This is a genomic window from Streptomyces sp. NPDC046915, assembly GCF_040644935.1.
GTDB lineage: Bacteria > Actinomycetota > Actinomycetes > Streptomycetales > Streptomycetaceae > Streptomyces.
In genome coordinates, this window is record NZ_JBEYXB010000005.1 from 189,235 (window position 1) to 209,709 (window position 20,475).

Consider the following 20,475-nt stretch of genomic DNA (forward strand, 5'->3'; position numbering starts at 1 on the left):
ATGCTTGATTCATGGACATCGACGTGAGGGGGCCGCGCTTCGGGGCGGCCGTGACGACGGTCGTACTGGCGGCGGTACTGGCCACCGGGAGCGCGTGGCTGCTCGCCTGGCAGACCCTGGCGTTCGCGCTGGGCGCGGCCGGGGGCGTGGGCCGGTCACCGTACGGCCTGCTGTTCCGCAGGGCGGTGCGCCCGCGGCTCGGCCCGCCGGCCGAGTTCGAGGCGCCCGAACCACCGCGGTTCGCACAGGCGGTGGGGCTTCTCTTCGCCGGGCTCGGGCTGGTCGGGTACACGCTCGGACCCGAGTGGCTGGGGCTCGCGGCGACGGGGGCGGCGCTCGCCGCCGCCTTCCTGAACGCGGCGTTCGGATACTGCCTGGGCTGCGAGTTGTTCCTGCTCGTCAGGAGAATGACGGTACGTACGCAGTAAATGCGCACTAAAGCAGACTTAAAAGACCGAGATGGACAATAGGCCGACGTGACGAGGATCTCGCCGTGGCGGGGCACCAGGACTGGCTACCCGTCCGTTCTTCGGGCACGATCTGCGAGACGCCGTAAACCTACGGCTGCGTAACTTTCCCGCCGGGAGCCCCTTTCCCAGGCTGAGCAGAAAGGGTCCACCCCGACCATGGCAGAGCTGGTCTACCGTCCCGTCATCGGTCTCGCCCTGACGATGTTCAAGGCCTGGGACCTGAAGATCGACTGCAAGGGTTCGGAGAACATCCCCCGCTCGGGCGGCGCGGTCCTGGTGAGCAATCACATCAGTTACCTGGACTTCATCTTCAACGGCTGGGCGGCGCTTCCGCAGAAGCGGCTGGTGCGCTTCATGGCGAAGGAGTCCGTCTTCCGCCACAAGATCTCCGGTCCGCTGATGCGCGGCATGAAGCACATCCCGGTGGACCGCAACCAGGGCGAGTCGGCGTACGCGCACGCGCTGGACTCGCTGAAGTCCGGTGAGATCATCGGGGTCTTCCCGGAGGCGACCATCTCGCAGTCCTTCACGCTGAAGAGCTTCAAGTCCGGCGCCGCGCGCCTGGCCCAGGAAGCGGGCGTGCCGCTGGTCCCGATGGCGGTGTGGGGCACGCAGCGGCTGTGGACCAAGGGGCATCCGCGCAACTTCAAGCGCAGCCACACCCCGGTCACCATCCGCGTCGGCGAGGCGCTCGAAGCCTCCCGCGAGCAGTACGCGGGCGCCATCACCCGCCGGCTGCGCGAACGCGTCCAGGACCTCCTGGACACGGCGCAGCGCGCCTACCCGGGCCGCCCCAAGGGCCCGGAGGACTCCTGGTGGCTCCCCGCCCACCTGGGCGGCACGGCCCCGACGCCGGAGCAGCTCAAGGCCGCGGAGGCCCGCTGACGAGTGCCGCGGGCAGGGTCCGCCACAGCTGGGGGCGGTCGGAGGCCGCTCTGAGGGCATGCAGGACGGTCGGGTGCGCGGTGGCGTACAGGACCGGGTAGTCCAGTTCACCGGAAGCGGGGTCGGGTTCAAAGGCCAGCCGCTCTCCGTCCAGGGAGAACCGCGCGTCCACGCCCGGCTTGTTGCCGCGCGGGTCCTGCCGGTGCCAGGCGCCGTTGAAGCGCACGGCGACCAGGCCGTGCACCACGTCGAACTTCTGGTAGCAGAGCGCGGTCGGAATGTCCTCGGCCCGTAGCAGCGCGGCCAGCGCGTGCGCCTTGGCGTAGCAGATGCCGGTGCCCCGCTCCAGTACGTCCGAGGCGCGCCAGGTGACGCGCATGTCGCCGGAGTCCTGGGAGTGCGGGATGGTGTCGCGCACGAACTCGAATGCCAGGCGCGCATAGGAATACGAGTCATCGGCGTCCTCCGCGAGACGCGCGGCCGTCTTCCGGACCACCGGGTGATGGTGGTCGATGACCTCGTCGGCAGCCAGATAAGCGGACAGGTCGGGTGTCTCCTGGATCAGCTCCATGCCCGCAGAGCATAGAAACGCGATCACCCGACAGTCAATGACTTTTCAGGTGACCGCATATCTATGCATGCTCGAAGGGGCCGGGCACTCAGCGCGCCATCTCCTCCTTGACCGCCGCCACGAACGCGTCCACGTCCTCCTCGGTGGTGTCGAAGGAGCACATCCACCGGACGACACCCGCGGCCTCGTCCCAGAAGTAGAACCGGAACCGCTTCTGAAGGCGCTCGCTCACGTCGTGCGGAAGCCGGGCGAAGACCCCGTTGGCCTGGACGGGGTAGAGGAGCTCCACCCCGTGCACCGCCCGCACGCCCTCCGCCAGCCGCTCGGCCATCTCGTTGGCGTGGCGGGCGTTGCGCAGCCACAGATCCCTGGCGAGCAGGGCCTCGAACTGCACCGACACGAAGCGCATCTTCGAGGCGAGCTGCATGGACATCTTGCGGATGTGCTTCATCCGGCGGACGGCGTCCTGGTTGATGACCACGACCGCCTCGCCGAACAGCGCGCCGTTCTTCGTCCCGCCCAGCGAGAGGATGTCGACACCGACCGCGTTGGTGAACGTCCGCATCGGAACGTCCAGGGAGGCGGCCGCGTTGGCCAGCCGGGAGCCGTCCAGATGCACCTTCATCCCGTGCGCGTGGGCGTGCTCGCAGATCGCGCGGATCTCGTCCGGCGTGTACACGGTGCCCAGCTCCGTGCTCTGGGTGATCGACACCGCCTGCGGCATGGCCCGGTGCTCGTCCTCCCAGCCGTACGCCTGCCGGTCGATCAGCTCGGGGGTGAGCTTGCCGTCCGGGGTGGGCACGGTGAGCAGCTTGAGGCCGGCCATGCGCTCGGGGGCGCCGCCCTCGTCGACCTGGATGTGCGCGCTCTCGGCGCAGATCACCGCGCCCCAGCGGTCGGTGACCGCCTGGAGCGCGACGACGTTCGCACCGGTGCCGTTGAAGACCGGGAACGCCTCCGCCGTGGCGCCGAAGTGGCTGCGGATGATCTGCTGGAGGTGCTCGGTGTAGTCGTCCTCGCCGTACGCGACCTGGTGGCCGCCGTTGGCCAGGGCTATGGCGGAGAGCACCTCGGGGTGCACACCCGCGTAGTTGTCACTGGCGAAACCGCGGACCTGCGGGTCGTGATGGCGACGGGCGTCGGTCTTCGGGGGGTTCACGGCTTCTCGGTCAGCCACAGGCGGTGTCCGTTCACTTCGGCGGCGGGCTTGCTCCAGACCTCGGTGACGGCCTCCGCCAGGTCCTTGACGTCGGTGAAGCCCGCGAACTTCGCGTTGGGGCGTTCGGCGCGCATCGCGTCGTGCACCAGCGCCTTCACCACCAGGATGGCAGCCGCCGAGGTCGGCCCCTCGGTGCCCCCGGCCTTGCGGAAGTAGTCGGCAAGGGCCAGCGTCCAGGCCTCGGCGGCGGCCTTGGCCGAGGCGTAGGCGGCGTTGCCGGCGGTGGGCTTGCTGGCGCCCGCGGCGCTGATCAGCACGTACCGGCCGCGCTCGCTGCGCTGGAGCGCCTCGTGGAAGGCCAGGGAGGTGTGCTGCACGGTCTTGACGAGCAGCAGCTCCAGGAAGTCCCAGTCGTCGAGGACGGTCTTGGTGAAGGTCTCACTGCCGCGCCAGCCGCCGACGAGGTGGACGAGGCCGTCGACACGGCCGAAGTCCTTCTCGATGTGCGTGGCCCAGTCGCGGGTGGACTGGAGGTCGAGCAGGTCCACCGTGTCCCCGGTGACGGTCGCGCCGCCGGCGGCGTAGCGGGCCGCGTCCACGGCCTCCGACAGCCGCTGCGGGTCGTTGTCCGCCCCGACGACGGTCGCGCCCGCCTCGGCCAGTCTGCGCAGCGCCGCCCGGCCGGCGGGTCCGCCCGCGCCGGCGACCGCGATCACCGCACCGTCGAGAGCCCCGTTCCCCATTTTCGCCTCCTGCTGAGCGGTGTTCTTACGGTCGCTCACGCGGCGACCTTCTCGGCGCCGTCCGCCGTGATGCCCCGGGTGGAGGCGATCACGTTCTTCAGCTTCTTCGACAGTGCCTCATAGAACATGCTGAGCGGAAACTCGTCCGGAAGCACGTCATCCACCAGCTTGCGCGGCGGCTGCCTGAGGTCCAGGGCGTCGGGGCCCTTGGCCCACTTGGAGCCCGGGTGCGGGGAGAGGTAGGTGGAGACCAGCTCGTACCCGGCGAACCAGTGCACGAGCTTCGGGCGGTCGATGCCGTCCCGGTAGAGCTTCTCGATCTCGGCGCACAGCTGGTTGGTGACCTGCGGGGCACGCTCCCAGTCGATGGCGAGCCTGTTGTCGGTCCAGCGCACGACGTCGTGCTTGTGCAGGTAGGCGAAGAGCAGCTGGCCGCCGAGGCCGTCGTAGTTGCGGACGCGCTCACCGGTGACCGGGAAGCGGAACATCCGGTCGAACAGCACCGCGTACTGCACGTCACGGGCCTGCGGTATGCCGTCCGCCTGGAGCTTCACGGCCTCCTTGAAGGCGGTGAGGTCGCAGCGCAGCTCCTCCAGGCCGTACATCCAGAACGGCTGGCGCTGCTTGATCATGAACGGGTCGAAGGGCAGGTCGCCGTGGCTGTGGGTGCGGTCGTGGACCATGTCCCACAGTACGAAGGCCTCTTCGCAGCGCTTCTGGTCGTGGACCATCGCGGCGATGTCCTCGGGCAGCTCGAGGCCCAGGATGCCAACGGCGGCGTCGGTGACCCGGCGGAAGCGGGCGGCCTCGCGGTCGCAGAAGATGCCACCCCAGGAGAAACGTTCCGGCGCCTCACGCACGGCGATCGTCTCAGGGAACAGGACGGCCGAGTTGGTGTCGTACCCGGCCGTGAAGTCCTCGAAGGTGATGCCGCAGAACAGCGGGTTGTCGTAGCGGGTGCGCTCCAGCTCGGCCAGCCAGTCCGGCCAGACCATGCGCAGCACGACCGCCTCGAGGTTGCGGTCGGGGTTGCCGTTCTGCGTGTACATCGGGAAGACGACCAGGTGCTCCAGGCCGTCGGCGCGGTGCGCGGCGGGCTGGAAGGCGAGCAGCGAGTCCAGGAAGTCCGGCACCTCGAAGCCGGCGCCGGCCCAGCGGCGCAGGTCGGTCACGAGGGCCTCGTGGTAGGCGGCGTCGTGCGGCAGCAGGGGGGACAGCTCCACCACGGCGTCGACCACACGGCGGACGGCGAGCTCGGCCTCGGCCGGGTCCGGGGCGCCGTCGGCACCGAAGTCGATCGATCCGTCCTTGGACTGCCATGGCCGGATCTGCTCCACGGCATCCTTGAGGGCAGGCCACGCAGGGTGCTCGACCACCCTGGCCACAGGAGGAACCTGCCCCTCCGAACCCACCCGCACAAGAATTTCCGTCATGTCCCATCCTTCGCAGCAGAACCTCGCGTAGGCGCACACCGTAGACATACGGCGTTTCTCCCAGCAAGGGGGGTCTCCGAAAATTATCCTGCGTGACCTCATGGTCACCGCGCTTTTTCCTGCCCGGCATCGCATAGACGCACACTTCCGCTTTGGGCGAAGGCATGGGAGAGGCGGACGAGGGTAAGAGGAACACCCGTGCGGATCCAGCCGGTCAATGGTCAGGACCGGCCGTCACCCCAAACGCGCGTGTACGTGCGGGTTCAACCCGTGACCCGGCCATTAGGCTGCGAGCCTGCCGCGTGGACAGCGACGTCCCTCCGGTCCGCGCGCGTGCCGAGCCGCCGTCGACGGAAGCGAGTTGAACCTTGAACTTCCTTACCATCGGTCACCGCGGGATCATGGGTGTGGAGCCCGAGAACACCCTCCGTTCCTTCGTCGCCGCCCAGCAGGCCGGCCTCGACCTGATCGAACTCGATCTGCACCTGAGCAAGGACGGCGCCCTGGTCGTCATGCACGACGCGGACGTGGACCGCACGACCGACGGCAACGGCCCGATCGCCGAGAAGACCCTCGCCGAGCTGCGCGCCCTGGACGCGGGCCGGGGCGAACGGGTGCCGGTGTTCGACGAGGTCCTGGACGCCGTGAAGGCACCGCTCCAGGCCGAGATCAAGGATGTCGCCGCGGCCCGGGCGCTGGCCGAGGTGATGCGCCGGCGGGACCTGGTCTCCCGCGTGGAGGTGTCCTCCTTCCATGACGAGGCGATCGCCGAGACCGCCCGCCTGCTCCCCGGTGTCCGCACGGCGCTCATCGCGAGCCGCTACGGCACCGACGTGGTGGACCGGGCCGTGGCGGCCGGTGCCGCGACCGTCTGCCTCAACATCCGACGGCTCACCCTGGAGATCGTCGAGCACGCCCGCAAGGCCGACCTGAGGATCATCGGCTGGGTGGTCAACACCCAGGACCACCTGCGGCTCGTGCGGGCCCTCGGCCTGGACGGGGCGACCACCGACTACCCCGAGATCAAACGCACCGGCCGCTTCACGGCGTGACGGTCACGCCGTGACAGTCATGCCGTGACAGTCATGCCGTGACAGTCATGCCGTGACAGTCATGCGAGCGGCTTCACCAGCAGCTCGAACTGGAGGTCGTCGCGCTGCGGGATGCCGAAGCGCTCGTCGCCGTACGGGAAGGGCGTCATCCGTCCCGTACGGCGGTAGCCGCGGCGTTCGTACCAGGCGATCAGGTCCTCGCGTACGGAGATCACCGTCATGTGCATCTCCGTGACACCCCAGCTCTCGCGGGCCCGCCGCTCCGCCTCCGCGATGATGACCTTGCCGAGGCCCGCGCCCTGGAGTGCGGGACTGACCGCGAACATGCCGAAGTAGGCGTGGTCGCCGCGGTGTTCGAGCTGGCAGCAGGCGACGATCCGGCCGTCCCGCTCGACCGTCAGCAGCCGGCTGTCCGGCGACTTCACGACCTCCAGCACGCCCTCCGGGTCCGTCCGCCGGCCCTCCAGGATGTCCGCCTCGGTGGTCCATCCGGCCCGGCTGTCGTCGCCCCGGTAGGCCGACTCGATCAGCGCGACCAGGGCGTCCACATCGGCGTCGGTGGCATCACGGAAGGTCGGTGCGGCAGCGGCGGTGTCCATGGGGAATCGTCTCCGATCTCTGGCGCGGCAGGGCACGACGAGACTAACCCTGCCACTACCCTCCGGGTGCATGGTGCACGTACTCAGCAGCCGGACACTCCTGCGCCCGACCGACCCGGAACGCTCCCGCTCCTTCTACGGCGAGCGGCTCGGACTCGCCGTCTACCGCGAGTTCGGCACGGGTCCTGACCGGGGCACCGTCTACTTCCTCGGCGGCGGCTTCCTCGAGGTCTCCGGACGGTCCGAGACCCCGCCGTCCCCGGCGCTGCGGCTGTGGCTCCAGGTCCCGGACCTCGCCGCGGCCCACGAGGAGCTGCTCGCCCGGGACGTCGAGATCGTCCGGCCGCCGGTGAAGGAGCCCTGGGGGCTGCTGGAGATGTGGGTCGCGGATCCGGACGGGGTGCCGATCGTGCTGGTGGAGGTACCGGCCGATCATCCGATGCGGTACCGGCCGGGTGTCTGACGGCACCCTCAGGTGCCCGGCCGGTGCTCCCAGCCGCGGTCCGTGCGGGTCAGTTCGCGGAAGCCCGCGGTACGCAGCGTGTCGAGTGCGCCCTGGTCGTCGGCGAGTTCGTAGGCGAGGAGGCGGTCGACGCCGGACAGGCCGAGCCAGTCGGCGGCGTGGGCCAGGAGCCGGTGCTCCCAGCCGGCCCCCCGCCGTGCGGGGTCGATGTGCAGGTTGCCGATGTCGGCGAGCCCGGCGGGGCGGGTGTGACGCTCGGGGCGGGCCAGGACGGTGCCGACCTCGACGAAGCCGACGGACTGTCCGCCCTCGTACGCGGTGAGGCGGGTGCCGCACTGTCCGAGCGTGCGCTCGACGGTGACGCCGGGACGGGATTCGGGCCGGGGTTCGGGGCGGGGCAGCTCGGACACCTGGGCGAGGAGGATCACCTCGGTGCGCCCGGTGTGCCGGAAACCGGCGCGCTCGTAGACGGACCGCACGTGCGGCCAGTTGCGGGGCAGGCCGTAGACGACGGGGGCGGGCAGATCGCCCGAGGCGAGCCGGACGCGGACCTGCCAGCGGGCGAGCTGGGCGAGGCAGGCGGCCATGAGCAGGTCGGCGGCCTTGTCGGTGTCCGGCCGGAACGAGGCCGGCGGGTGCCACAGGAACCAGGTGATCTCGCCGGCGTCCCGGTAGTCGGCGCCGACCTCGGCGTCGGCCCGGTAGCGCAGGAGATGGGCCGCGGCCACGATGTGCCGCCGCAGCTCGGCGACGAGCGTGACCCGCTCCGCCACCCACGGGTCGGTGACGAACTCGTCGGGCTGCCGTTCCAGGCTGCTGAGCACGGTGTTCACGGAGACGGAGACACCGGGGACGACGGCGGCGACATGGGCGTTGACCAGCTCGGTCAGCTGGTCGCGGTCGTCGCGGTGGAAGGGGCGTACCTGGGACATGCGTGACCTCCGGTCGGGAGCTTGATCGGAAGGCCGCCGTGCGATGCGGTACGGCACGAGCGTACGCCGGTGCCGACGGCGTCCGCGAGAGGATTTCGGCGGCGTTCGCACGAGGGTTCCGAATGGCCGCGAAACGGCGGCGGGGCTAGCGTGCTGGCATGAAGCTCGACGGACCGGTGACCGGTGGACCCTGCTGGACGGAGCTGGGGACCAGCGACCTGGAGGGGGCCAAGCGGTTCTACGCCGAACTGTTCGGCTGGCGTCCCGAGACGGACCCGCGGCAGGAGGCGGGCGGCTACACGGTCGCACACATGGGGGACGCGGCGGTGGCCGCGCTCACCCCGCTGTACCAGGAGTCCCAACCGGTCGCCTGGAACGTGTCGTTCGCGGTGCCGGACGCCGACGCGGCGGCCCGGCGCGTGGAGGAGGCGGGCGGGACGGTGATCCTCGGCCCGATGGACGTCTTCGACGCCGGCCGCTTCGCCGTCGCCCTCGACCCGGCCGGGGCGGCCTTCCAGCTGTGGCAGGCGCGCACCTTCCCGGGCGCCGGGCTGTTCAACGCGCCGGGCTCACTGGGCTGGGTGGAGCTGGCGACCCGAGACACCGAACGGGCCCGGGACTTCTACACCACGGTCTTCGACTGGAGCGTCAACGCCTCCGAGTGGTACACGCAATGGGGCATCGACGGCGCGGACTTCGGCGGGATGGCGGCGATGGGCGACCGGTTCCCGCCGGAGCTGCCCGCGCACTGGATGCCGTACTTCTGCGTGACGGACGTGGACGCGACGGCGGCGGTGGCGCTGCGGGCGGGCGGCGGCGTCGTCATGGAGCCGTCCTCCATGCCCGGCGGCCGGCGTCTCGCGGTGCTGCGGGATCCGCAGGGAGCGGTCTTCGGCGTGTACCGGCCGGGCGAGGGGGGCTGAACCCCACCGGTCCCGGCCGGTCCGGTCACCTCAGCGGTGTCACCGTCACCCGGTCGATGACCGGGGCGTACGCGGAGCGCTGACCGTGGGCGTTGCGGCCGGTGCCGTCGAAGTCGGGGAGTTCGTCGGCGGTGAAGGCGACCGTGTTGGCGCCCCGGCGCAGGGTGACGGGGACGGCGAGCTCGAAGAAGTTGTTGAAGTGGAAGGTGGTCGGGAACAACACGCGCCGCGGGTCGGCTCCGTTGACGGAGATGTCGGCGTGACGGCAGACCGGGTCGGGGTTGTAGTGGGTGGCGGGCGCCTGTTCGCCGCTGGAGTAGCGGACGGTCAGCGCGTGCCGCCCGGCGCGCTCGGCCAGGACGCTCAGGGTGAGCGAGTTCTCCGGTCCGGCTCCGACGCCGTCCACCGCCTTGCCGCCGGTGGCGAAGGTGTGGGCGCCGGTGACATGTGCCCGGCCGGTTACGACGCCCTCCTCCGCCTGGTAGGTGGAGGAGGGCAGCAGGCCGCGGGATGCTCCGGCCAGCAGCCGGTCCAGGACGAGCCGGTCCGACGCCCCGGTGACGGTGATCTTGTTGATGCCACCGGCTAGGAAGAGCGGTACGGCACCGCGCTCGACGGGCCCGAGCTCCTCGCCGTTGACCGTGAGCAGGCCCTCGCCCGGTCCGATGAGGTCGACGGTGACGCTCGCCTCGCCGTCGGCGGACGCGTGCACCCAGAAGGTGGCGGTGCCCCCGCGCGGCAGGACGACCGCGCCGGGCCCGGAGGAACCGCGATGCGCGTAGCTCACCCGCGCCCCGTTCCCGAGCGAGGCGTACTCGGCGTCGTACAGCGCGGGCGCGCTCACGTGCTCGTCGCGCAGGGCGAGGTCGAGCCGGTCGACGACCGCGTCGCCGCGGGTGGCGCCCAGGTCGGCGTCGCGGGCGGCCAGGGTGAGTGTGTGGCGGCCGGCGGTCAGCTCCACCCGGGTGTCGGTGCGGCCCCAGACCGCCCACTTGTAGCCGAGGGGCAGCCGCAGTTCCCGCGGCCGTTCGCCGTCGACGCGGAGGAACACGTTGGTGGGGCCCTGTTCGCGCACGCCCTCGGCGAGGTTGTGGGAGTTCGCGAAGACGGCGACGTCGTACGTCCCGTCGCGCGGGACCTCGACGTCGAAGGCGAGGACCAGGTCGGAACCGGTGCGCAGGCCGCCGACGTGGTGGCCGCCGGAGGTGGCGAACTTCTCCACGTCGGCCGGTGATCCCTCGGGCCCGTGCACGACATGGCCGTCACCGGTGTGCGCCGCGTCCTCGGCCTCGTACATCCGCCGCCAGCCGACCGAGGGCGGCACCGGAGCGGCCCCTTGGCCGCCGGGCGACATGATCACCTGGTAGGCGGACATCTCCTCCAGATCCGGCAGACCGACCGTCACCTTGCCGTCCAGGACGGGCAGTTCAAGGTCGGCGAGTCGCAACGGCTGGGGCGAGGAGCCCAGTTGGCCCGTCCACGGGATCTCCTCCAGCCGTACGTGCACGACGGTGCCGAACACCTCCGGTTCGACGCCCTCGAGGACGAGGCCGGCGCCGCCGCCACCGCCGCCGAGGATCACCCGTGCCTGGCGCTCGTCCCGGTCGAGGGCGGCGACTCCCTGGAGGGTGTACTGCACGTTGGGGCGCGGCGCGGTGACCTGGACGGTGTGGCCGGTGAGCCGGCCGTAGGCGTTGAACAGCCACCACTGGCCGTTGCCCTTGTTGGCCTCGACGGCGGAGTCGTTGAGGTTGCCGTCGATGTTCCAGTACGCCATGTCGGCGTCGACCTTGCACTCCTCCAGGGCGGCGATCCACTGGATCATCTGGCCGGGCACGGACAGGTGGTAGTTGTGTGCGTACTCGTTGATGTTGACCGGCAGCGGACCGATGCCCAACTCCCGCTCCAGCGCACGGTACTCGGCGACGTTCCGGCGGATCTCGTCCGGTGACGAGAGCTCGTGCCAGGTGACCACGTCGGGGAGGACGCGGTGGTCGCGGGCGAACTCCAGGAAGCCCCGGACCTCCTCGTACAGGATGCAGGTGTTGGGCCCGGCGATGCGCGCGCCGGGGTGCAGGTCCCGGATGAGCCCGCAGAGGTCCTGCCAGGCGGCGAAGTAGCGGGCCGGGTCGTCCCGCCAGGAGACGGTGTCGTAACTCCACTCCCCCGTGCCGAACATGTTGCCCTCGGGCTCGTTGAAGGGCACGTACACGACGTGTGACGCGAGGGGGCCGAGCGTGAGCACCTGCTCGACCTGGCGGCGGACCCGGGCCCGGAAGCCGGCGAGCCGTTCCTCGCCCGTGGCGCCGGGCCACTCGTAGGGGAAGCCGCGGTAGATGTCGGTCATGTAGACGTACACGTCCCGGCCGCCCGCCTCGACGAAGGAGGGCAGGATCTCCAGGGCGTCGGCGCCCGGGTGCTGGGTGCCGTCCTGTGCCTTGGTGGAGACCGTGCGGACGTACATGCCCTCGACGACGTTGCGGCTGGGCACGCCGTCGCCGTACAGCCCGTACAGCGTGCCGCTCGCGCCGCCGTGGACGGGGCCGGTGTCGGTGCCCAGGTCGACGGTGAGTGTCTGGGCGGCGGAGTCTGCGGCGGTCACGACACCATCCTTGTCCGTGATTTCGTACACCAGTCGGCAAACCGAACAGGACCGACCGTAGAGATCACCTCCGGTCGGCGTCAACGGTGGCGACGGGCGCCGCTCACGCGCGCAGGGCGCCCATCCGTCCCTCCAGGCGGGTCAGCAGCTCGGCGAGCAGGCCGGCCAGCTCGCCCTGGCCCTCCGGGGCCAGGACGGACAGGACGGCCGTCTCGTAGGCGAGCTGCTCGGGGAGGATGCCGTCCACGAGGGCGCGGCCCGCGTCGGTGAGGCGCAGGTGGGCGACCCGGCGGTCACGGGTGTCACCGCGGCGTTCGACCAGGCCGCGCTCGGTGAGCTGCTTGAGGCGCTTGGTGACGGCCGCGCCGGAGGAGAAGGTCTCGCGGGCCAGCTCGCTCGGGGTCAGCTCGTGGCCGGTCCGGCGCAGGGCGCCCAGCAGGTCGAACTCGGGACGGCTGAGCCCGGCACGGCGCAGCGGGGCGTCCTCGGCCTGTTGCAGGAGGGCGGCGCAGCGGTTGATGCGGCCGATGACCTCCATGGGTCCGGTGTCCAGTTCGGGGTGGACGGCCCGCCACTGCCCGACGACCGCGGCGACGGTGTCGCCCCTCGTTGCGTCGTCGTCGGCCGCCGGTCGTCCGTTCGTCCCCGTCATGGCCGTACGTCCTCCGTAGTCCTCGTCCCGGCCGAGGGGCGCGGCCCCTGGCGTCGTACCGTCGCGGCGAGCGTACGGTGTCCGGACTGCTCGGCGAGCACGACCCGCTCCTCGGGCAGGGCGCGTTGCCACCACTCGCCGGACGCGGCGTCGGCCGTGGCGCGCAGTTCGACCAGGGCGGCGGCCAGCGAGCGGTGGGCCCTTTCGAGGGCGTGGGGCTCCGGGCGGGGCTCGGTGAGCAGGCGGGCGGCGCGCTCGCGGGCCCGCTCGGCCGCGGTCAGGGCGTGTCCGAGGCGGTCGCCGGCCCGCCGGTTGGTGACGGCGACGGCGGCGACGAAGCCGGTGAGCGCGCCGACCAGGGTGTCCACGACCCGCTCGGTGATCAGCGCGGAGGAGTCCTGCGTGCGGGCGAACTCGGTGATGAGCAGCGCCATCGGGGTGACGCAGACACTGCCGAGCCAGTAGTTGCGGCCCATCAGCGCCTCGGCGCCGAAGTTGAGGACCAGGCAGCACAGCACCAGGGCCGCGGGGTGCAGGTGGGCCACCGGGACGAGCGCGGCGAAGAGCAGGACGCCGGCCAGGTTGCCGACGACGCGCTGCACGCCCCGGCTCCAGGTGAGGGTGACGTTGGCCTGGTAGAGGGAGGCGGCGGTGACGACGGCCCAGTAGGGCCGGCCGGTCCCGAGGGCGAGGGAGGCGTATCCGGCGAGCACGCAGCCGGTCGCGGTGCGGGCGGCGATGGGGGCGAGCGGGCCGAGGGCGCGCCACCAGGCGGGGTGCGGGGCGGCGCGTTCGGCGTCCACGCCGAGGAGTTCGGCGGCGTCGGCGGCGTCCGGGAGGTCGGTCCGTGGGACGCGGCCGGTGCCGCGCAGGGCCCGCGCCCAGCCGCGCAGCCGCTCCGGGTCGGTGTCGGCGGGGGCGGCGAGGGCGACCTCGGCGCGGACGAGCAGGCGTTCGAGGGCGCGTCGGGTGCGGTCGGTGCGGGTGCCGGTGGACAGCAGCGACTGCCAGGCGGCGTGCACGGCGGCGGCCGCGGCGGCACGGGTGCGGGTGTCGCCGTCGCCGGTGCCGCGCGTGGCGGCGTACGCGGCGGCGGCGTTCAGGGCCTGGGCGGTGGCGCGGCGCTCGGGGCCGTGCGGGCGCAGCAGGCCGGGCGCCATGCCGACCAGCCAGGCCCAGGCGCCCGCACCCACCGCCAGCGCCAGGTGGCCGGGGACCTGGCCGAGGGTCTGCGGCACGAACAGGGACGCGGAGCTGATGAAGGCCGGCACCACGTTTCCGGGCGGGCCGACGCGGGTGGCGTCGCACACCGCCTTCTGCACGGCGGCCAGGAGGGCACCGACGGTGACCAGGACGACGGCGTCGGTGGTGAGCGAGGCCGTGAGCAGGGCGACGGCGAGCCCGGCGACCATGCCGAGCACCACCCACGCCAGGGCGCGGGCCCGGGCTGCGTACGGACGGTTGTGGCCGTACAGCGCGCACAGCGATCCGGCCATCGTGTACATCGCGAGGTCCAGGCGGCCGAGCGCGAGCAGGGCCAGGTTGGGCGGGGCGACGGCGGCGACCACGCTCAGCGCGGGCTTGAACCAGATGTCGGACGGCCGGCCGAGGCGCAGAACTCCGGCGAGGGGAAGACGGTGGGGGGTCGCACAGCTCATACCAACAAAATTAGCATGTGTTTTACTCGTAAATAATATGCTCTCATGGACCCTCTCACCTGCCGTGCACCACCGAGTGCTCCCGTTGCACCCCTGTGCGCTCGCGTGAGCACCGCGCGGACCGGGCATCGCATCCCTCGACCCACCGTGGAGCGGGGAGGTGCGCGTGCACGGACCGACTTCGCCCGGCTGGCTGCTGGTCGCGCTGTGCGCCGGGACCGGGGCCTACTGCCTGCTGCGGATGCGCAGCAGTGTCGAGGAGCAGCGGCGCGCCGCGGGCGGCGAGGCGCTCATGGGCTTCGGCATGGCCGCGATGGCCGTACCCGGCACGGTGTTCAGCCCACCGCCGTGGACCTGGCCGCTCTACGCCGTCGTGTTCGGCGCGGCGGCACTGCGTGCCCTGTGGGCCGCGCGTGGCAGCCCGCACCACCTGCACCACCTGGTGGGCAGCGCGGCCATGGTCTACATGGCGGTCGTGATGGCCGCCTCCCCCGGATCGCACCACGTCCACGGCGGCGCGGGAGTGCCGCTGCTGACGGGCGCGCTGCTCCTCTACTTCACGGGGTACGTGCTGCTCTCCGGCGTCCGGCTGGTCCCCGCCGCCGTCGCGGCCGGCACGGGAGCCGTCGGGTGGGGTGACCGGCCGGAGCTGGCGCGGGCGTGCCGGCTGTCGATGGGGATCGGCATGGTGGCCATGCTGCTGACGCTCTGACGAGCCGGCCGGCGCGGCCGGGGCACCCTCGACACGCCGGACGCAAGCGTTGCCTGCGTCACTTTGCCGCGGTGGACCGTACCCCTCGGTAGCCGCCGCTCATAGGGTGCTGCCCATGATGGTCCCCGCGGCACTGCTGCTGCTCGGCGCCCTGACCGCCGTCGTCGCTCCCCGGCTGCTCGCCCGAGCCGACTGGCCGGACCGTGAACCGGTGGTCGCCCTGTGGGCGTGGCAGTGCGTCGTCGCGGCCGTCCTGATGTGCTGCGCGCTGTCGATGACGCTCAGTGCGGCGGCCGCCTGGCAGGCGGTGCGCGGGCACGTGTTCGGCTCGGCGCCACGGGCGGTCGTGGACGCGTACGCCCTGGGTACGGCCGGACCCTGGGCGGCGACGACCGCGGTGACGCTGGCCTGCGGCGGGCTGTGGAGCGCGGCGATGCTCGTCCGCGAAGTGGCCCGCGCCCGGTCGCGACGGCGCCGTCGGCGGGCCGAACTCCTGGTGCGGGCGCCGCTGTTGCCCGGGGAGGAGCCCGCGGGCGGCCGTCTGGTCGTACTGGAGGGCGAGCGGCCGGACGCCTGGTGGCTGCCGGGAGCCACGCCCCGACTCGTCGTCACCACCGCAGCGTTGAGCCGTCTGAAGGGACGGCAGCTGGACGCGGTCCTCGCCCACGAGCAGGGACACGCGCAGGCGCGCCACGACTGGCTGCTGCACTGCTCGGCCGCGCTGGCGGGGGGCTTTCCGCAGGTGCCGGTGTTCGCCGCGTTCCGTGACGAGATGCACCGGCTGGTCGAACTGGCCGCCGACGACATGGCCTCCCGCCGCTTCGGCCGCCTGACGACCGCGCTGGCGCTGGTGGAACTCAACGAGGACCGCGGTGTCTTCGGCCCCGGCCGCGCCCCGCACGCCCACGTCCCCCAGCGAGTGCACCGGCTGCTCACTCCCCCTGACCGCCTCACGGCGATGCACCGCCTCCGCCTGACCGCCGCGGCGGCGGTGGTGCCGGTGATCCCGGTACTGGTGGCGCTGGTGCCGGGGCTGCGGGCCCTCGGGTAGGGCCGTCCGACCTGTGGTGCCGGGGCGACGGGCTCCCGGCCCCGGGCCCCGGGGTCCGGTACTGGCCTCCCGCCCCGCGCTTCGGCGAGGATCGCATCATGCACCACCCGTCCGTCGACTCGCCGCCCCGCCCGAAGCAGTACCGCGCCGCAGCCGTCGCGGCCGCGCTCCTCGCGCTGTGTTCCGCGCTGCTGCTGGCGCTGGTCGCGACCAGATGGCACCCCCTGATCACCGTGGACGGGGACGTCTCCCGCACGACCCACCGCTGGGCGGTCGAGGAGCACGGCGTGACGCATACCTTCCGCGTCCTCACCGACTGGGTCTGGGACCCGCTGACGATGCGCCTGGTGTGCGCGGCGGCCGCGGTGTGGCTGGTGTGGCGCCGGTCGGCGTGGTGGACGGCCGTGTGGCTGGCGGTGACCTGCGCGGTGGCTTCGGTGGTGCAGCAGGGCCTGAAGGCCGCCGTCGACCGTCCCCGCCCCGTCTGGCGCGACCCCGTCGACTCCGCCCACTACGCGGCCTTCCCCTCGGGGCACGCCATGACCGCCACGGTGGTGTGCGGCCTGCTGCTGTGGCTGCTCCACCGCTTCGGCGCCGGACGCGCCCTCAGGCGTACGGCCCTGGTGGTGGCCGTCGTGACCGTGCTGGGCGTCGGCCTGACCAGGGTGTGGCTGGGCGTGCACTGGCTGTCGGACGTGGTCGGCGGGTGGCTGCTCGGCGGGCTGACGGCGGCGGTCGCGGTGCTGGCCTGCACATGGTCGACGGCGCCTGCCGAAGAACGCTAGGCACGTATGCGGCGAGCAGCCTGGGAGTACCCTTCGGCGCATGGGAGGGTTCAAGCTTGTGATCTTCGACTGCGATGGCGTTCTGGTCGACAGTGAGGGGATTTCCATCCAAGTCGATCTCATCATGTTGGCCAAGGCGGGTTGGCCGCTCACCGAAAAGGAAATCCTCGAACGCTTCCTCGGCCGGTCGCACGCTCATATGATGCGCGAGATCCAGGCCCATCTCGGCCACCCGCTGCCTTCGGGCTGGGAGGACGAGTACCACGCGGCGATCGATGAGGCGTTCGAAACTCATCTGACGGCGGTGGACGGCGTGAAAGATGCCCTGGACCTGATGGAAACACCCACCTGCGTCGCGTCCAGCAGCACCCACGAACGGCTGCGCCGCACGCTCGGAATCTCGGGTCTATATCACCGCTTCGAGGGGCGCATCTTCAGTGCCACGGATGTGCCGCGCGGGAAACCGGCCCCCGACCTCTTCCTGCACGCCGCGCGGCGACTCGGGGTGGCCCCCGGGGACTGCGCTGTCGTAGAAGACAGTCCTTCCGGTGTCCAGGCCGCGCGCTCCGCGGGAATGCAGGCATTCGCATACGTGGGTGGCGTCACCCCGGCGTCGTGGCTGGACGGATCCGGAGCAGTCCTCTTCGATGACATGCGCCGTCTGCCAGGCATTCTGGCGGGCGATTGAGCCGGCCGGTCCGGTCACTGCGGAAACTCGTCGGCCAGGGCATAGGAAGCGTGCAGCATACCGAGTGCGAAAAATGCCAGTGCGCGGTCCGGCCGATTGTGCCGGATCAGATGGAAAGCCGGTATCGCCAGAGCGGTCAGGGCCGCCGCCATGCGAACCAGCCTGTCGAACGCCGCCCGAGGCAGCCCTAGAATGCCGGCCAATTCGGTTCTCGCATACCTCATGAGTCTGTCCGCCGCCTCCGCGTACTCCTTCTGGAACTCTTCCGCATCGACCACGACTTCGACCGACACATCATCCCCGGAACCCTCGATCTCGACGGCGACGTCGAAGAAGTCGAAGTAGACGAACTCATATCCGACCCATAACGAGAGCATGGTCTTCGCCAGGTCCAGCAAGCCGTGCTGATTGTAGGGATTCGGATCGATGAGCATGACCTCGTGTGCCGGGCCGGGGCCGACGAGGATGTCCTCCAGAATCAGATCGCCATGACAGGCATGAATCCCTCTGGGCCGGATCACCGGCTGCCAGAAGGGGTCCGTTTCGACCGTCGCCAGCAGATCCCGGAGCGGTGGGCACGGCCTGCCGTTCACCCGGAGGCGACCCGCTCCGAGCACGGCGCCCAGCGGCGTGCCGGCCCCTTGCACCGTGGCATTCGTCAGCTCGAGGCGGCGACGGATCTTCGCCACGTAACTCGCGTCCGGATCCGGCCGGCTGGACAGCACCGGCGGCCGGCAGTAGAGACTCGACCGGAGTTCTTCGTAGACCCGGATCAGGATCTCCGCGAGCCGCGCCCCGGAGATCCTTCGCTGGAAGACCAGTTCCGCCGCCGAGTACGCGGGGAAGAACTGCATCTCGAACGCGTACGACTCAGCACTCTCCTCGACCAGCCGCAGCCTCGGGAAGAGTGCGCTCCGCCTCGCCATCAGGTCGAGCCACTCAGCCTCGTTGCGATGGCGGTGCAGTCCGTCGACGCCGCCGGACGTCCCGCGCTTCGAAACACTCTTGGTGATCACCGAACTCTCTCCGCGGGCCTGAAGGAGGACGTCGCAGTGCGATCCACCTGACAGGACAACTCCTTGTGCATGAGACCCGGTTGACCCGACGACGAGAATTCCCGCCGCCTCGAGTATCTCGTACGGGTTTCTCTGCCCTGCGCGCAACTCCGCGACGGCCTCGGTGACGGCTCGCTCCGGACCAGGCGGGAGATACAGCACGGTGCCGCGGCCGTCAGAGTGGGAAGGGAGCTTGCGGAGAGAGACCTCGTTGCGGTGTCCAGGAACCCGGCCGTCCCGCGCCGTCATCGCCAGCGCGCGGATGACCTGGTTCCTTATCTGCTCTGCCGACTCACCCGGGAGTCCCCGCCATAACGCCAGAGACCTGTCAAGCGCCATCGCCATTGCCCCGATTCTTCTTGGGTTGCCCCTTCTTGGACACCACGAAATCCTCTATCACCAGATAGTCCAACTCGCTGGACAAGAAGGTCCCCAGGGCTTGGCCAGGTGTCTCGACGATGGGTTCCCGCACGTTGAACGAGGTGTTGAGCACCGCGGGAACTCCGGTCCTGTCGGCGAACGCGCTGATGAGCCGGTGGAATGGCCGCTGTTCAGGCATCACGCACTGAATGCGTGCGGTGCCGTCCACATGGAGGGCCCCGGCGATGTCCGTGCGTGCGGACTCGAGGATCGACGGACTCTCCAGCATGAACGAACGGTTCACCGCGTCCCCTGTGAAGCGGTGGCTCTCCTCGGCGAGGATGCTGGGAGCGAACGGCCGGAACCACTCCCGGTGCTTGATGGCGGAGTTGACGTACGTACGAACCCGGGAATCCCGCGGATCGGCCAGGATGCTGCGGTGGCCGAGCGCCCGGGGCCCGAGCTCACTGCCGCCCTGGAACCAGCCGATCACCGCCCCCTCCGCGAGGAGCTGAGCGGCCGTGCGAGCCGGATCGGAGTCCTTGTAGTACTCGTACTCGTAGCGGTAGAGGCGGCCGTACGTGAGCGTGTCCGCGAACTTGGCCAGCGCACGCCGAATGCTCCCCTCGTCGTATTGCCGGCCGAACGAGGAAGACCCCCGGTGCGCGGTGGGCATCTCCCCCGACCCGCGCCAGTGGCCGTACAGCGCGTTCCCCAGCGGCTGGCCCGTGTCGGAGGCCGGCGGCAGCACGAAGAGGTCGAGGCCTGGATACTCACGGCGGATCCGGTCGTTAGCGACACAGTTGAGCGCTACGCCGCCGGAAAGACAGAGACGACTCGCCCCGGTGCGTTTCAGCAGATCGTCGATCAGCTTGAGGAGCGCCTCTTCCGTCTCGTGCTGCACATATGCCGCCACGTCACGGCTCTCCTGTGACTCACCGGCGTCGAACAGCTCACCGAATGCGAGTCCGTTGCTCCTGGCGAACTCCAGGACGCCCCAGTGATGGGTCTGGGTCAGCCGGCCCATGACCCCGCCGTCGGGGGCGAAGTCGAACAACGGGACACCGAAACGCCCGGGGTCCCCGTAGGCAGCCAGCGCCATCGTCTTGCCGGACTCCTCGTCGTTGAAGCCGAGGAAGTTGGTGAATGCCTCGTAGGTGGAGCCGATCCCCTTGTAACGCGGGCGCGCCGGGTCGCGTTCGGAGATACGGACCACTCCGTCGCGGGAGGCGACATAGGAGCTCTCCGTGTCCTCACAGTTTCCGACGGCGTCGAGAACGAGGACAGCGGAATCCTCGAACCCGGACAGACAGAAGGCTCCGAACGCGTGTGACAGGTGGTGGTCCACGGTCGTGACACGGCTCTTGTCGACGCCGAGTGAGGAGAGCCCGCCGTCGAAGCCGGCGGGGAGGGGCGGGCCGCCGCTGCTGAAGACGAACAGGTCGACATCACCGATCCGGATACCCGCGTGCTCAAGACAGTAGGTGAGCGAGGAAGCCCACAGACCCGAATGACGGTGCCGGTCGAGCCGTTCTTCGGATATCGCCACCACTGGCTGCCCGTCACGTACGAGGGCGCAGCCACAGTCATGGCCGATTGCGAGACCTGCCACAGTGAAACTCATCCCACACCTTCCCCCTCGGTGCATGAACACAATGTCAGTTACGGGAAAACTCGCTCGA

20 protein-coding genes are annotated in these 20,475 nt (G+C 70.8%); 9 read left to right on the forward strand and 11 right to left on the reverse strand.

Features of this window, described 5'->3' with window-relative positions; all coding sequences use genetic code 11:
* The first annotated feature begins 11 nt into the window (after window positions 1-11).
* On the forward strand, window positions 12-428 hold the full coding sequence (locus tag ABZ915_RS14905) for a DUF4395 domain-containing protein (protein WP_361801521.1): 417 nt from the start codon (window positions 12-14) through the stop codon (window positions 426-428).
* Window positions 429-626: 198 nt separating this feature from the next.
* Complete coding sequence (locus ABZ915_RS14910; RefSeq protein ID WP_361801524.1) at window positions 627-1,355, forward strand: lysophospholipid acyltransferase family protein; 729 nt, start codon at window positions 627-629, stop codon at window positions 1,353-1,355.
* Here the strand turns inward: ABZ915_RS14910 and ABZ915_RS14915 are convergent.
* The 4 genes from ABZ915_RS14915 to ABZ915_RS14930 form a co-directional block, all read right to left on the reverse strand.
* Window positions 1,333-1,926, reverse strand: a complete 594-nt coding sequence (locus ABZ915_RS14915) for a transglutaminase domain-containing protein (RefSeq protein WP_361801527.1) — start codon at window positions 1,924-1,926, stop codon at window positions 1,333-1,335. The genes ABZ915_RS14910 and ABZ915_RS14915 overlap by 23 nt on opposite strands.
* A gap of 88 nt (window positions 1,927-2,014) precedes the next feature.
* Entirely contained in the window at window positions 2,015-3,085 is a 1,071-nt protein-coding gene (locus tag ABZ915_RS14920) for a low specificity L-threonine aldolase (protein ID WP_361801530.1), read from the reverse strand.
* Entirely contained in the window at window positions 3,082-3,828 is a 747-nt protein-coding gene (locus ABZ915_RS14925) for an SDR family oxidoreductase (protein ID WP_361802458.1), read from the reverse strand. The genes ABZ915_RS14920 and ABZ915_RS14925 overlap by 4 nt, the downstream gene beginning before the upstream one ends.
* A gap of 35 nt (window positions 3,829-3,863) precedes the next feature.
* The gene (locus ABZ915_RS14930; RefSeq protein ID WP_361801533.1) at window positions 3,864-5,261 is read right to left on the reverse strand and encodes a DUF6421 family protein; all 1,398 of its coding nucleotides are present in this window, start codon (window positions 5,259-5,261) and stop codon (window positions 3,864-3,866) included.
* Window positions 5,262-5,629: 368 nt separating this feature from the next.
* Here ABZ915_RS14930 and ABZ915_RS14935 point away from each other — a divergent pair, with 368 nt between their 5' ends.
* Window positions 5,630-6,313 (forward strand): glycerophosphodiester phosphodiesterase family protein, encoded by a 684-nt coding sequence (locus ABZ915_RS14935; RefSeq protein ID WP_361801536.1) that lies wholly within the window; start codon window positions 5,630-5,632, stop codon window positions 6,311-6,313.
* Window positions 6,314-6,372: 59 nt separating this feature from the next.
* Here ABZ915_RS14935 and ABZ915_RS14940 read toward each other — a convergent pair whose 3' ends face one another.
* Complete coding sequence (locus tag ABZ915_RS14940) at window positions 6,373-6,912, reverse strand: GNAT family N-acetyltransferase (protein WP_361801539.1); 540 nt, start codon at window positions 6,910-6,912, stop codon at window positions 6,373-6,375.
* 70 nt (window positions 6,913-6,982) lie between these two features.
* Between ABZ915_RS14940 and ABZ915_RS14945 the strand changes: the two genes are divergently transcribed.
* A complete protein-coding gene (locus tag ABZ915_RS14945) occupies window positions 6,983-7,375 on the forward strand; it encodes a VOC family protein (protein ID WP_361801542.1) in 393 nt (130 codons plus the stop codon).
* An 8-nt stretch (window positions 7,376-7,383) separates the two neighbouring features.
* On the opposite strand, the gene ABZ915_RS14950 is transcribed toward ABZ915_RS14945, so the two are convergent.
* Entirely contained in the window at window positions 7,384-8,307 is a 924-nt protein-coding gene (locus ABZ915_RS14950) for a GNAT family N-acetyltransferase (protein ID WP_361801545.1), read from the reverse strand.
* Between the two features lie 158 nt (window positions 8,308-8,465).
* On the opposite strand from ABZ915_RS14950, the gene ABZ915_RS14955 reads away from it, so the two are divergent.
* Complete coding sequence (locus ABZ915_RS14955) at window positions 8,466-9,230, forward strand: VOC family protein (RefSeq protein WP_361801548.1); 765 nt, start codon at window positions 8,466-8,468, stop codon at window positions 9,228-9,230.
* 25 nt (window positions 9,231-9,255) lie between these two features.
* Here ABZ915_RS14955 and ABZ915_RS14960 read toward each other — a convergent pair whose 3' ends face one another.
* From ABZ915_RS14960 to ABZ915_RS14970, 3 genes are all read right to left on the reverse strand, one after another.
* Window positions 9,256-11,832, reverse strand: a complete 2,577-nt coding sequence (locus tag ABZ915_RS14960; protein ID WP_361801550.1) for a cellulosome protein — start codon at window positions 11,830-11,832, stop codon at window positions 9,256-9,258.
* A gap of 103 nt (window positions 11,833-11,935) precedes the next feature.
* Window positions 11,936-12,484 (reverse strand): MarR family transcriptional regulator, encoded by a 549-nt coding sequence (locus ABZ915_RS14965; RefSeq protein ID WP_361801553.1) that lies wholly within the window; start codon window positions 12,482-12,484, stop codon window positions 11,936-11,938.
* On the reverse strand, window positions 12,481-14,142 hold the full coding sequence (locus ABZ915_RS14970; RefSeq protein WP_361801556.1) for an FUSC family protein: 1,662 nt from the start codon (window positions 14,140-14,142) through the stop codon (window positions 12,481-12,483). Before ABZ915_RS14970 ends, ABZ915_RS14965 begins: the two co-directional genes overlap by 4 nt.
* Window positions 14,143-14,308: 166 nt before the next feature.
* On the opposite strand from ABZ915_RS14970, the gene ABZ915_RS14975 reads away from it, so the two are divergent.
* The 4 genes from ABZ915_RS14975 to ABZ915_RS14990 all read left to right on the forward strand — a co-directional run bounded on the left by ABZ915_RS14975 (window position 14,309) and on the right by ABZ915_RS14990 (window position 17,378).
* Window positions 14,309-14,854, forward strand: a complete 546-nt coding sequence (locus tag ABZ915_RS14975) for a DUF5134 domain-containing protein (RefSeq protein ID WP_361801559.1) — start codon at window positions 14,309-14,311, stop codon at window positions 14,852-14,854.
* Window positions 14,855-14,969: 115 nt separating this feature from the next.
* Complete coding sequence (locus tag ABZ915_RS14980) at window positions 14,970-15,905, forward strand: M56 family metallopeptidase (RefSeq protein WP_361801562.1); 936 nt, start codon at window positions 14,970-14,972, stop codon at window positions 15,903-15,905.
* Between the two features lie 98 nt (window positions 15,906-16,003).
* Window positions 16,004-16,690, forward strand: a complete 687-nt coding sequence (locus ABZ915_RS14985; protein ID WP_361801565.1) for a phosphatase PAP2 family protein — start codon at window positions 16,004-16,006, stop codon at window positions 16,688-16,690.
* A 40-nt stretch (window positions 16,691-16,730) separates the two neighbouring features.
* Complete coding sequence (locus tag ABZ915_RS14990; RefSeq protein ID WP_361801568.1) at window positions 16,731-17,378, forward strand: HAD family hydrolase; 648 nt, start codon at window positions 16,731-16,733, stop codon at window positions 17,376-17,378.
* A 14-nt stretch (window positions 17,379-17,392) separates the two neighbouring features.
* Here the strand turns inward: ABZ915_RS14990 and ABZ915_RS14995 are convergent, their stop codons facing one another.
* The gene (locus ABZ915_RS14995; RefSeq protein WP_361801571.1) at window positions 17,393-18,778 is read right to left on the reverse strand and encodes a hypothetical protein; all 1,386 of its coding nucleotides are present in this window, start codon (window positions 18,776-18,778) and stop codon (window positions 17,393-17,395) included.
* The gene (locus ABZ915_RS15000) at window positions 18,762-20,441 is read right to left on the reverse strand and encodes a carbamoyltransferase C-terminal domain-containing protein (RefSeq protein ID WP_361801574.1); all 1,680 of its coding nucleotides are present in this window, start codon (window positions 20,439-20,441) and stop codon (window positions 18,762-18,764) included. Before ABZ915_RS15000 ends, ABZ915_RS14995 begins: the two co-directional genes overlap by 17 nt.
* Window positions 20,442-20,475: the final 34 nt, after the last annotated feature.

Bases quoted from the DNA above. Each gene is read 5' to 3' on its own strand.
- ABZ915_RS14905 (WP_361801521.1), top strand. From the start codon at position 12: ATGGACATCGACGTGAGGGGGCCGCGCTTCGGGGCGGCCGTGACGACG.
- ABZ915_RS14910 (WP_361801524.1), top strand. From the start codon at position 627: ATGGCAGAGCTGGTCTACCGTCCCGTCATCGGTCTCGCCCTGACGATG.
- ABZ915_RS14915 (WP_361801527.1), bottom strand. From the start codon at position 1,926: ATGGAGCTGATCCAGGAGACACCCGACCTGTCCGCTTATCTGGCTGCC.
- ABZ915_RS14925 (WP_361802458.1), bottom strand. From the start codon at position 3,828: ATGGGGAACGGGGCTCTCGACGGTGCGGTGATCGCGGTCGCCGGCGCG.
- ABZ915_RS14930 (WP_361801533.1), bottom strand. From the start codon at position 5,261: ATGACGGAAATTCTTGTGCGGGTGGGTTCGGAGGGGCAGGTTCCTCCT.
- ABZ915_RS14940 (WP_361801539.1), bottom strand. From the start codon at position 6,912: ATGGACACCGCCGCTGCCGCACCGACCTTCCGTGATGCCACCGACGCC.
- ABZ915_RS14945 (WP_361801542.1), top strand. From the start codon at position 6,983: ATGGTGCACGTACTCAGCAGCCGGACACTCCTGCGCCCGACCGACCCG.
- ABZ915_RS14950 (WP_361801545.1), bottom strand. From the start codon at position 8,307: ATGTCCCAGGTACGCCCCTTCCACCGCGACGACCGCGACCAGCTGACC.
- ABZ915_RS14955 (WP_361801548.1), top strand. From the start codon at position 8,466: ATGAAGCTCGACGGACCGGTGACCGGTGGACCCTGCTGGACGGAGCTG.
- ABZ915_RS14965 (WP_361801553.1), bottom strand. From the start codon at position 12,484: ATGACGGGGACGAACGGACGACCGGCGGCCGACGACGACGCAACGAGG.
- ABZ915_RS14970 (WP_361801556.1), bottom strand. From the start codon at position 14,142: ATGAGCTGTGCGACCCCCCACCGTCTTCCCCTCGCCGGAGTTCTGCGC.
- ABZ915_RS14980 (WP_361801562.1), top strand. From the start codon at position 14,970: ATGATGGTCCCCGCGGCACTGCTGCTGCTCGGCGCCCTGACCGCCGTC.
- ABZ915_RS14985 (WP_361801565.1), top strand. From the start codon at position 16,004: ATGCACCACCCGTCCGTCGACTCGCCGCCCCGCCCGAAGCAGTACCGC.
- ABZ915_RS14990 (WP_361801568.1), top strand. From the start codon at position 16,731: ATGGGAGGGTTCAAGCTTGTGATCTTCGACTGCGATGGCGTTCTGGTC.
- ABZ915_RS14995 (WP_361801571.1), bottom strand. From the start codon at position 18,778: ATGGCGATGGCGCTTGACAGGTCTCTGGCGTTATGGCGGGGACTCCCG.
- ABZ915_RS15000 (WP_361801574.1), bottom strand. From the start codon at position 20,441: ATGCACCGAGGGGGAAGGTGTGGGATGAGTTTCACTGTGGCAGGTCTC.